Source organism: Sphingobacterium deserti (assembly GCF_000757725.1).
Classification (GTDB): domain Bacteria; phylum Bacteroidota; class Bacteroidia; order Sphingobacteriales; family Sphingobacteriaceae; genus Sphingobacterium; species Sphingobacterium deserti.
Genome location: NZ_JJMU01000021.1, coordinates 1 through 12,554 on the forward strand (window position 1 = coordinate 1; position 12,554 = coordinate 12,554).

At 44.8% G+C, this 12,554-nt stretch carries 7 protein-coding genes; all 7 read right to left on the reverse strand.

Going from position 1 to position 12,554, the window contains the following annotated elements; all coding sequences use genetic code 11:
• Positions 1–872: 872 nt before the first annotated feature.
• On the reverse strand, positions 873–2,288 hold the full coding sequence (locus DI53_RS05695; RefSeq protein ID WP_037496534.1) for a Gfo/Idh/MocA family oxidoreductase: 1,416 nt from the start codon (positions 2,286–2,288) through the stop codon (positions 873–875).
• A 25-nt stretch (positions 2,289–2,313) separates the two neighbouring features.
• Positions 2,314–3,714 (reverse strand): 3-keto-disaccharide hydrolase, encoded by a 1,401-nt coding sequence (locus DI53_RS05700; protein ID WP_117624855.1) that lies wholly within the window; start codon positions 3,712–3,714, stop codon positions 2,314–2,316.
• A 286-nt stretch (positions 3,715–4,000) separates the two neighbouring features.
• Positions 4,001–5,356 (reverse strand): FGGY-family carbohydrate kinase, encoded by a 1,356-nt coding sequence (locus DI53_RS05705; RefSeq protein ID WP_037496538.1) that lies wholly within the window; start codon positions 5,354–5,356, stop codon positions 4,001–4,003.
• Positions 5,357–5,365: 9 nt separating this feature from the next.
• Positions 5,366–6,640 (reverse strand): sugar isomerase, encoded by a 1,275-nt coding sequence (locus tag DI53_RS05710; RefSeq protein WP_037496541.1) that lies wholly within the window; start codon positions 6,638–6,640, stop codon positions 5,366–5,368.
• A gap of 254 nt (positions 6,641–6,894) precedes the next feature.
• Complete coding sequence (locus DI53_RS05715; protein ID WP_037496543.1) at positions 6,895–9,003, reverse strand: bifunctional rhamnulose-1-phosphate aldolase/short-chain dehydrogenase; 2,109 nt, start codon at positions 9,001–9,003, stop codon at positions 6,895–6,897.
• 21 nt (positions 9,004–9,024) lie between these two features.
• Positions 9,025–10,098, reverse strand: coding sequence for an L-rhamnose/proton symporter RhaT (rhaT, locus tag DI53_RS05720; protein WP_037496545.1), 1,074 nt, complete (start codon positions 10,096–10,098; stop codon positions 9,025–9,027).
• 131 nt (positions 10,099–10,229) lie between these two features.
• Positions 10,230–12,551: a DUF5703 domain-containing protein gene (locus DI53_RS05725; RefSeq protein WP_037496547.1), complete on the reverse strand. Its 2,322-nt coding sequence runs from the start codon at positions 12,549–12,551 to the stop codon at positions 10,230–10,232.
• Positions 12,552–12,554: the final 3 nt, after the last annotated feature.

Consider the following 12,554-nt stretch of genomic DNA (forward strand, 5'->3'; position numbering starts at 1 on the left):
CGAATAGTGCAAAGGCAAATGTCTACAGACGCAACAAAACTGATGCGACATTTCCGTTAATAATGATCCCTGCAATCACTTATCAACCAAAACTTTTCTAAATACCAAGTACTACATACTATCATCTAAAAAAGAAGCGACATTTCGTTTAATAAGGGTAAGTGCAAATCAAAAGTAAAAAGTCAAAAGTAAAAATTCAAAAATCAAAAAAATGTAGCTAGTACCAATTCCACATGCTGAGTACTAAAATCTTATCAATACGTAACACTAAAGATCGCCGCGTCGTCGTACCTCCTCCTCCTCGCGATGACGTCCACCTCTATCACATTTGTTATCTCATTACCCACTACGCACTACTCAATACTGGAAATTGCAGCGCCATCGTTCCTCCGGCTCGCAATTGAAAGTAAAAAGTCAAAATTAAAAAGTAAAAACTCTATTTTACTTCCACAAAGAATTACTCCCTTCTACCTACTAAAATCTATATACTATTATCTATTCGCAATACGCACTACGCATTACCCACTACTACGCTCTACCTACTAAAATCTATATACTATTATCTATTCTCAATTCGCACTACGTATTACCCACTACTCCCTTCTACCTACTAAAATCTATATACTACTATCTATTCGCAATTCGCACTACGTATTACCCACTACTCCCATCTACCTACTAAAATCTATATACTATTATCTATTCGCAATTCGCACTACGCATTACCCACTACTCCCATCTACCTACTAAAATCTATATACTATTATCTATTCGCAATTCGCACTACGCATTACCCACTACTCCCTTCTACCTACTAAAATCTATATACTATTATCTATTCTCAATTCGCACTACGCATTACTCACTACTCTTTAAACGCTGTAATATTGCTCCCAGCCTTTTCGGGGCGGTGGACCTACTAATAACGCTTGTGCAAACTTATCATTCACAATTTCTTTCCTCTGCGGGTCAAACTGCAGCTTACCATTTAATCGTTGTGCTAAAACGCCTAAACAAAAGACCTGGCTCAACGGACCTGCAATAGCAAACGGCGATCGGGTTTCTTCCTGTCCTTTACATGCTTTTAAGAAATTAGCAAAGTGGTTTGAAGGAGACTCTGGCACCTCTGGAAGTTTGTTTGCTAAATCTTTTGCTTTTGCCTCTGGAATGATTTGCAACGTGCTTGCGTGTGAGCCGCCCTTGAACGTAAGATCTTTGCCGTAGATAATTTTTCCGGGATTTAGCTTTGCTGGCTCCAATTTTCCAGTGCTTGGCGGCGGAATATTAGGATCGAGCCCAGATACGCCATAGCCGTCTGGAATAGGCGGAAGATTGTCCAAGCCATCATACCAGTTGATGTCCAAGGCAGGCATCTTTTTGCGTGCTGCAAAACTAAATTTAAGCGTGGACGACATGGGAAAGAAAAAAGAATTATGTCCTTCGAGGGAAACGGCTTCCACCGAGGTAGGCAGTCCTAAATTTAGAAATTGGTGAGCAGTATCTAAAATGTGCGCACCCCAATCCCCCAAGGCACCCATCCCAAAATCAAACCAACATCGCCATTGTCCATTTACAAAATCTTTATTGTAGTTGTGTCCCAGCGTTTGCATCTGCCACAGTTCCCAGTCCATCGTTTCGGGAATTTTCTCTGCTGCAGGGAAGTTGCTGATATTGGTATCCCAGCCATGCCAGCGTCGCGGCATATTCATATGGGCATCAATACGGGTTATATCTTTGATGATGCCGGCATCTTTCCATGCTTTAAACTGGAAGTAATTTGCTTCGGAGTGACCTTGGTTTCCCATTTGTGTTACCACTTTCGGAAATTTTTTGGCTTTTTGCATCATTAGCTCCACTTCCCAAAATGTGCTGGCCATGGGTTTCTCCACATACACATGTTTACCCAGGTCAATGGCCATCATTGTGATAGCAAAGTGTGCAAAGTCTGGCGTTCCAACAGTTACAGCATCTATTTTATTGCCCATTTCGTCAAACATTTTCCGGAAATCCTGGTAACGGGGCACGTCGGGAAACATAGCGATAAGCTCTTGGGTATGCTTAGCGCCCATGTCCACATCGCATAATGCAACGATATTACATAGGCCTGTTTTATACAATTCTTTGATCACTTCGCCACCACGATAACCAATCCCTATGCCCGCGAGGTTAACGCGCTCATTAGGACTGGCCATCTTGACTTGACCAAGGATACTGTTTGACAATAATACGGCGCCCCCTGCCATTGCTGTACGGCTGATAAAGCTACGACGTGATAGATAATGATTCATAGGATTTGCTTGTTTCTGGGGTTCACTATTTTAATTTTCTCACTTTTATACTTCTAAAGGACACGTTATCTCCGTGGTCTTGCAGCAGAATATGACCGGCATTGGCTTCGCCAAAGTTCTCCCAATCTTTGTACTTGCTCATCGCAACAATATCTCTAAAGCTCTTCGACCCTCGTTCGTAGCTCAGCATTTTAACACCGTTCAAATAATGTGTCACCATATTATCCGCAGTTACCACCACGCGGCCACGGTTCCATTCGCCTATAGGCCGGCGAGCGCGGACATCTCTGTTGGAGGTAATCAGATCATACAACGAAGCCAATGTCCGGTTGCCGTCTCTGCCCAATTTAGCGTCCGGATGTTTTTCGTCATCAAGCACCTGATACTCCAATCCGATAGCAGAACCTGAGGTCTTTTCTTTCAGCGTCACGAAATACTTAACACCGCTATTTGCTCCGGGTGTCAATTTAAATTCAAACGATAAATCGAATACGGCATATTGATCATTCGTAATGATATCACCACCGTTTGTGGATTCACCACCGTCAGAACGCAATACTTTGATCTCCCCGTTCTTAACTTCCCAGCCTTTACTCGGAAATGCATCGCCTCGTACGCTGCGCCATCCGTTCGAGCTGTTTCCATCGAATAGCAATTTGTATCCCGCCTTTTTCTCTGCATCACTTAATGCATTGGGTTTTAGATTGACAACGTAAATATCTTTTGGAAAGGCCGTTGGTTTCAGGTTTTCGGTTTGAATACGGATATTTTTGAAATACACTTTTTTGCCATCTTGTGCATCTGGCACGCTATGCACCTGCAAGCCGATAAAGCCTGTTGCATCAAGCGTATCCACAACGTAAGCTACCGGCACGCCATTGATCCAAGTGCGTAGTTCATCGCCTATCGCTTCAATACGGACATGGTTAAACTGATCTTTTTTATAGGCTGTTTTTGCTTTTTCGTTTAAATCCAGCGGATACAACCAGTTCCTGCGGGCTTCGTCATAGATGCCGCCCGTCCATGCGCGCGCTGATGGATCAATCTCTACCTGCCTGCCATAAACACGGCCAAGCCCTTTGTTAGCGGTAGCATCGATATGGCTACGCGTTTGCACCCCAGAATTTGTTTGGTCGCCTTCGAGCTTGATGTCGAGTTCTAGAATAAAATCACCATATTCCTTTTCTGTGATTAAAAAAGAATTTGGTGTTCCTTTGGTCATCGTGCCTACAATGTTGCCATTTTCAATGGTATATGGGGCTTTTCCGCCTACTGCTTTCCAACCCTGCAAACTTTTGCCATCAAAAAGGTCTTTCCAACCTTTCTTGGAAGCTGCTTGCTGTCCCTGACTTATTGTGGGCAAGCAAAACAAGAACAACAACCCACAGGCGGGCAGCAATCTTTTGAACGAGGTAACGTAGTTCATGATCATGAATATTTAGTATGTATGTGTTTATAAATTACTGTTAGCTTCTTCACTCATCGCGTCGCAATTCCCATAAAGAGAAGGATAACAAGGTGATGGTCTATCATGTAGCCGTGGCTATAGATACAAGTATATTAATTATTTGCTAGCATCCCGAGTAAAAATATGGTTATCTACGAAAACGTTTTAGGTGCCTCAATGCGTTGGTTGCCGCTTTGCTATGCATAAAAAAAGCGTATAACCCTATTGGCTACACGCTATACATGATGTTAAAAATCGATGATGACTAGGCTCTATAGTAGCGTAGTTCGATAATATTCGTTGGGATAGGTTGGCTATTCCATTCTTTGTGGATGACCAGTGCAGCTCCAATTGCCGTGGCCTGCGCCATAGATGCCGCGTAGATTTCGACATCCGTAAAAGCCTTTGCCAAGAGGCTCATAAAGATGTTGTTTTTACTGAAACCTCCATCAACAAAGATCCGTTGGATTTTTTTATTGGATAAGGTAAGCTTGGTGGAGGCTACTTGCGCTGCAACTAAATAAACGATCAAAGCATGATAGGCTTCTACATGGTCTGCGAATTGGTTGATGTCGACATTGCGAAATGCTTCGAGCGCCGTGGGCGTCTTATTTCCTCCCGTCAGCTTTTCAACTAGTGACCAGTTGATTTCGATATTCTTAAACTTCGCGGTGGTCACTTGGAAGTGATCGGCAATGCGTTTTGTTTGCGTTTCATGCTCGTAGCCTGCGAACAAGCGTGAGGCTTTTACCGGTGTACCGGCGTAGGTCATGTAGAACAAGCAGTCTTTCTCCAACTGTTCTTCTGTCAAGGCATCTTCATTAAACGGATTTAAAGAAATACACCAAGTTCCTGTGGATATAAGTACAAAAGGCTCGTGAAAATTGAGCAAATAGGGAATCAACGCGGATGAGCTATCGTGCAGGCCTACTCCTACTTTATAGGTACTTCCCGGAAAGGCTGCCGAGAATACTTCATCGCCTTGAACAATGGGTGCAAGTTTTTTCTCAATACCGGTATCCGTTACCCAGTCATGGTATGCTTTCTTTGAATAGTCCCATAACGCCGTGTGACACCCTATGCTTGTCATATCCGAATACATTTGCCCAGACACCAGAAAGCTCAGGTATTGGGGCAGATGCAACGCAAACTTTACCTTCTCAAAAATCTCGGGCTTTTCCTGCTGAACGCGGTAGACCTGCAAGCCTGAATTGAGGCTCCCCAATGCGGGTGACGCTGTTTGTAGCGAGAATGCCCCCACCCCTCCATATTTAGCATGCAAGGCGCTTTCCAACGCCTTCGGATATTCCTTCAGATAGTTATAGAGCGGTGTCAATGGACGACCGCTCTCATTTAGATAGACAAAACTTGCTCCGTACGAAGTAAAATTTATAGCTTTAATATCAAATTCATCACGCCGAAACACCTCGTGCAGGGAGTCGAAAACGGATAGCCGCAGACTCTCCAAATTTTCACAGGCGTCACCATCTTCGTCTTCGGTTTCCAGAAATCTAGCTGAGCGCTCAAACACGATCTGATAGCGCTCGTCAAACAAAAAAAGTTTCTTGTTTGTCTTTCCCACATCAAAGATAGCAACAACTGGTATGCGTGTTTTACCCATAAATATATACTATAAACCCGTAGCTACCGATTGGTTGCCACGCTCTTCTATTAGTTTATTTCTAACGTCCAATTCATTAAACAAGGCAACAGGATTTAACGCAGCTCCTTGACGCAAGCGAGCCTCGGCCACCACAGGACGAAGATCGGTACGGTAAGCATTTTGCAAAATCTCTTGCGCCGCAACTACATCATTACGCTGCTGCGCGGCTTTTAAAGCCTCGCGATCCACCAATAGTGCTTGTGCGTAAGCTAACTTTATAGCGTCTACCGACTGTAGCAAGTCGACTAACGGATCTTTCAAATTGTGTGATGCGTCGATCATCCAGCCCAAGCCAGTCGCGTGATCAATGCCTCTCGCATCCATTCCCTCAACCAATTCGTTAAAAATCAAAAAGAGTTGATAAGGCTTAACGCTGCCCGCAGTCAAATCATCATCTGCATATTTACTATCGTTGAAATGGAATCCGGCTAGTTTTCCTTCCATCAGCAATAGCGATACGATTTGTTCGATATTGGCGTTTGGCAAGTGGTGGCCCAAATCGACAAGCGTGTATGCTTTGTCGCCCAACTTATTGGCCAATAGTAAGGACTGCCCCCAGTCGGCAATTGTCGTGGAGTAAAAATTGGGCTCAAAAGCTTTATATTCCACAAACAGCTTCCAATCTTCAGGAAGATGGGCATAGATTGCCTTTAAACTTTCTAAGGTATTTTGGAAGGCTTCGCGGAAGTTTAATTGACCAGGGAACGAGGAGCCGTCGGCCAACCATACGGTTAATGCTTTTGACCCCAACGCGATGCCGTGGTTAATAACGTCGATATTGTGCTGCACTGCCTGCTTGCGTACGTTGGGATCGACGTGCTGCAATGAACCAAACTTGTAGCTGTATTCTTGATCAGGTTGATCTTGAAAGGTATTGGAATTCACCGCATCAAATGCCAAACCGAATGAAGCTGCTAATGCCTTTATGTTTTCGGCATCTTGCGGAATATCCCAAGGGATGTGCAAGGATATTGCTCCGCTAGACCGGTTTAATGCATGCAATAAACCTACATCTTCAATTTTCTGTTCTAAGGTGCCTGGCTCGCCTTTGCCCGAAAAACGACCAAAACGCGTACCGCCCGTGCCCAACGCCCAGCTCGGAATAGCGATCTGAAATTTTTCCAGCTTCGCAATAATCTCCTCAACATGGGTTATATCTTCAGCGAGGTAGTCGAAAGCACGTTGGTGCTTTGCTTTCAACTGCTCGTTATGGTGTTCTATATGTTTTTTATCTATTTTCATTTTAAAAATTAAAAAGTAAAAATTAAAAAGTTAAAAAATGCGTCATTGCGAGGAAGTATGACGTGGCAATCTGCATTTCTCAAACACAAGATTAGCTTCCCTTCGTGGACTTCGAGTTCCTCCTTTTCGCAATATAAAATGCGTCATTGCGAGGAAGTATGACGTGGCAATCTGCATTTTTTCAAACGCTAGACTGGCTTCTTTCGGCGCTGGCCGTGTTCCTCTTTCTCGCAATGAACTTATCTAACTCACCCTTATCGTACAAACGCCATAGCTACACCGCCGTCGACGTTAAGCACGTTGCCTGTCGATTTGCTCAAATTACCACCTACAAAAGTGAAACATGCGTTCGCAATATCGTCTGGTAGGATGATTTGATTTAACAAGGTACGTTTTGCATAGTAGGCAGGAAGTTCCTCTACTGTAACGCCATAGGCTTTGGCACGACCTTCGGCCCAGCCACCAGCCCAAATATTACTATCGGAGATTACAGCATCTGGGTTAACTACGTTAACGCGAACTCCAGCGGCACCTAGCTCTGCCGCATTCAAGCGACTTAAATGCAGTTGCGCTGCTTTGGCACTTCCATAGCCTGCATTGTTGGGCCCACTGACCAATGCATTTTTACTTACTATATTGACTACATCGCCACCAATAGCCTGTGCTTTTAATACTTTGGTAGCGGCCTGCGTTACCAAAAACTGTCCTTTTACTAAAACATTGTATAGCAAATCCCAATCTTTCTGGGTATGGTCTTCGATGGTTTTCGAAATGGATAGACCGGCGTTGTTCACAATGATGTCCACTCCACCAAAAGCTAACGCTGCTTTTTTAAGCGCTTCTTCAATCTGCTCTTGATTAGTAACATCCAGCTCAGCCGTGGTTACCGCATCTTTGCCAAACAAACCAATAAATTCCTCTTCGGCACCAGCAAGACGCTCTGCATTCATATCATTTAAAACGACGACAGCTCCTTCATTCGCAAATTTCTTTGCAATAGCTTTACCAATACCACCTGCGCTACCTGTTACCAAGGCTATCTTTCCAGATAAAGGCTTAGGCTTTGGCATACGTTGCAGCTTTGCCTCTTCAAGCAACCAGTATTCAATATTGAATGCTTCCTGACGCGGTAACGAGGTATATTCGCTCACCGCCTCCGAGCCTTTCATGACGTTGATGGCATTGATGTAAAATTCAGCAGCCACGCGCGTCGTTTGTTTGTCTTTCGCAAAAGCAAACATACCGACACCCGGATACAAAATGATCACTGGATTACGATCGCGGATTGCCGGGCTGTTTTCATGTTTACAGGTTTCATAGTATTCGGTATACATTGCTCTGTAATCATCAAACAGGGGAGCCAGCTGAGCTTTAACAGCTTCTACGTCGCTGAGGTCAGCATTTTTATCCAAGTTCAAGACCAATGGTTGAATTTTGGTACGTAAGAAGTGATCAGGACAGCTCGTGCCCAGTGGTGCTAAACGTTCAAGATCGTTCGAATTGATATATTCCAATACCTTTTCATCATCGGTGAAATGGCCAATCATGGGACGCTCGCTTGAACAGAAACCGCGGAGTATAGGTGCTAATTGTGCAGCCTGCTCTTTGCGATCTTCAGCAGCAATGCTCTCTACTTTCTGACCACCAAACACAGGTCTTGTTTTGCCGTAATTCTCTTCCAGATAGGTGGCGCAAGCCTCAATTACATCTAGAGAATTTACGTAGCTCTCATACGCCGTGTCTCCCCAAGTAAATAAACCGTGAGAGCCTAACATGATACCGCGTATGCCCGGGTTTTCTTCCAAGCAAGCGCGCAGCTGTAAACCGAGGTCAAAACCTGGCTTCTGCCATTCTACCCAACCTATTTGTCCGTTAAATAGCTCTTGTGTTATTTTCTTTCCGTCTTTAGCAGCAGCGATAGCAATGGCTGCATCCGGATGTAGGTGATCAATATGCTTAAATGGCAAAAAACCATGAAGCGGTGTATCAATAGATGGGGCTTTCGATGCTAAGTCGAAGATGCAATGGTTAAATAATTCCACCATTTCATCTTCATGCTCGATACCGCGGTATACTTTCTCGAGATTGCGCAGACGCTCTACATAAAGTGCGGCTAAACCAGATTTTTTAAGTGTCCCGATATCGCCGCCAGAGCCTTTAATCCACATTACTTCCACTTCTTCACCCGTCAACGGATCCTTATCGATCATTTTGCACGAGGTATTACCACCGCCATAGTTGGTAATTCTTAGGTCTGATCCCAATAAATTGGAACGATACAACAATAAAGCAACTTCATCACCTTCAAGTGATTTTGCTTTCGCGTCATCCCACAAGTAGTTTACGTGTTTATATTCTTTCACGACTCAAATTTTTTATGTTTACTATTCTAATGTTTTTGCAAATCCAACAATACAAATGGAGAGGATAATGGTCACAATACCTGCAATGATCGAGGTGTAGGTAGACTTATTCACTCCCTTCCACTCCTTTAAAATGACGCCCCAAGCATTGGAAATTAAGATGATAAAGGCCATGTGCAAGATCCAAGAGCTTGCGCCATTACCCAACCGGCTTTCGCCCATGCCATAGAAAAAGAACTGCAGGTACCAAGTCGTACCACCCAGTGCGCATAGCAAAAGGTTTTTTCCAAGCGGTGCGGAAGCCTTCCCATAATCGGAAAATGTTTTGTTTTTCGCCAGCAGGTATAAACACCACAAGACATTGGTGGTAAAACCACCCCAAAGGATCACGATGTACGTGACGTTGTTTTGGTAAAGAAATTCTCCCTGGCCGGGATTCGTCGCTTTCCAAAGTTCATTGGCAACATCTGCCATAGGCTTTCCGGCTTCGATGCCAAAATTGAAGCAAGCACTTAACACGCCCGAGACAATCGCAACAGCGATACCTATTCCGAAGTTAAAGTCGGATTTCGTTTCTGCTGACAAGCTGGACAGGCTTCGCTCTTTCAGCATACCCGCCCGTCCGCAGAGGTAAATTCCCACAACGCACACCAGCAAACCGAACATGACACATAACCCGGCATTCGTCGTGAAGAAATAATCAATACCCTGCTTGCCAGGAGCTTGATTGAAATAATAATAGATAGCAGGCATCAAGGAGCCAAACACCATGCTTAAACCCAGGATCACGCTACTGCCCAAGGAGACGCCGAGATAACGAACGCCTAAACCGTAGGTAAGGCCACCGATTCCCCACAGCAGACCGAATAAAAAGGTATACCCTAAAGTGGATGTTCCGGCTTCTTGAATAATCTCTGGAAAGTTAGGAATGGTAATCCATGCAGCAATCGGCGGCACAATAATCCAGGAGAATAATCCACCCAAAATCCACATGGCCTCCCAAGACCATCCTTTCACCTTTTTGTAAGGAACGTAAAAGCTTCCTGACGCAAATCCCCCAATGAAGTGAAATATAACTCCTGCTAATGCATTCATAAATTATGTATTAAAATAAGATAGATTCATAATGATGCTCCAAGATAAAGGGATTCGAGGTAAAAACTGTTATGCACTGTCATGCTAACACCTTTTACCCTGTATAACGTCGTTATCGGGCAATTCATGCGCTATTCCAGCATATTGACTACATCTTGTGATCGATGGGCAGGAAAAACCTGCAAGTTGACCAATTTACCGTTGCGCAATTGCCCGCTTACCGTCGTTTGTTGTGGTGCATGGAGTTTGAAATCCACATCCCAATCTTTAGGCCATGCCGGAAAAAGCATAATCTTTTCGTCGGCCGTTTGCAGCAACATTTCCTGTAAGCCTATCATTCCAGACCCGCCCCAGTTATGGTCCGGCACCCAATCAAATCCAGGACCCCAAAATGTTGGAAAGCGGCGATCCGCATTACCTAGTTTTAACAGCGTTAAACGTTTCGCTTCTTCTGTAAAGCCAAGACGCGCAGCAAATATATTGTCTTGCTTCCAGCCCACATGGCTTCTAAATTTCAACACATCAGGATCATGAAGATAGGTATTGCGAGCGGTGTCAAGACCGGCCTTTCCAACACCATATATTCCCCACGGATATACGGGGTATAGCTGCGGCGCCTCTGTATTATTGACACGTGCCCAAACTTGTGCCGGCGCAAGCATAGCTCGTCCATCTAGCTGGCGAATCGGCAAGGGTGGTATTTTCTTTAAAAACGTTTCGAAGTAGCTGCGACGGCGACTATCAAGCTGGTCATCTGGCAAACGCAAGGTTTGTTTCGTGACCTGTTGGAGTGCTGCTATCGTAGTGGAGGCATTGTAGGCCATTTTGTAGGTCTCTGCCGAAGATCCGGGGTAGAACACCAAATGTCCCTGCTGGTCCAAAGCTTTGCTCCCAAGCTTACGTGCGCGGTATTGATAATGCTCATCAAAAAAAAGAATACAGCTTTCGATAAACGGAAGATAGGGCTTTACGTCTTCACCAGCGTAGCTGCCTGTCTCCAGCATCATCATACAAAATTCTAGAACGGTATCCCATTGGTATTCCAGCCAAGCATTGTATTCCAAACCTGGATCGTAATCGCTCGGGCGTTTCCAGTTATATTCTGCCGGATTTGGTAAGCCAAAGTTTTCAAGCTGCTCCGTAAAACTAGCGCCGCCATGGTTCCAATAGACCTTGCTTCGCCATTCGGCATTACGCTGCAAACCGAGGTAAAACTTAAATTGGGAAGCCATCATATCATGATCGCCACTTTTCAACATGGGCCAGTATACCAATCGCTGATTTTGTGCGGTATGGGTGCCGCCTCCCCAATTGCGGAAATCTGGGGTAAAGGTAAAGCTGCTGTCTACAGCAGATGGATCATAGGTAAAAAGGCCGCCGTTAAATTTCGTCGGATATCCGCCGTAAGCATTGCACCCGAGCATATAGCGAAACAGTTGGTAGTTTCGCCCTACTTGCCATTCCGGACTTTGCTGATGCTGGCCCGACGGCCGAATGGCGATATGGCTGCGCGACCAAAACTCCTTCCACCAGCTTATCGTATTTTGGCGAGCGGTGGTGTAGGTTTGATCTGGTGTTGCTGATTTTTCCAGTTCGGCTTTCCAGCTTGCAAGCTGTGGACTCTGTTTCGCCAAGAGCGTCACTTGCAAGCGATGCCTCCGCGCGGGGCTTTTACTTTTTAGCGACCAACCTTTGTAGTCGGTGTCCATGTAACGACCTTGCTGTTCACCGGCAAACACCATTCCTTTTCCCTTCATCATGCCACCCGAAATCAAATGCTTCAGCGGGTTGAAAAGGGAATCTTTAACAGCGTCTAGCTGCTGCTGTTTAACCACAATATCAAAGGCTGTCGTATCTCGATTTTGGTGGTAGAAGACGATGGCATTGTCTATTGCTTTTACGCTATCACGATGCGTAACAACGGGAGCAGGCGGCGCCCACTTCCAGGAGTTTGCATTATTTTCCTTCTTTTTAGGAAATAGATCCTCGAATCGCCAGTTTTCGTAAATGGCTTCCATCGTCACTTTCTTATCAGCGCTGAGTTCTACGTGGACATTAGGTGCATGCACATCTACCCAAAGGTTCAATTCTGCTTTTACACCATTTCCCTGGCCTGCGATAACTATATGTCCTTCTTCGAGCTTCAACTCTTGCCGAAAGTTGTTGCCCTCGAATGGGTTTGGAGCAAGCTTAAGTCTGACTCGACCTAATTTTAACAGCATATTGTTTTCGTCGAAAGCGCCGCTCTTACCTAAGTAAAAGAATACATCGCCGTTTTCCACCCATACGTTTAAACCAATATCGCCCCCACCGACGGGCATAGATTCAGCCGCATTCTTACTAGGGCTTGTCCACAGGATATTGTAATCTTTCCAAGAGAAAGATTGCGCCATCGACGATGTAGCTTGGCAAAAAACGCAAAGGAGAACGAGGAAAAGATTGTTGAATGTCATAGT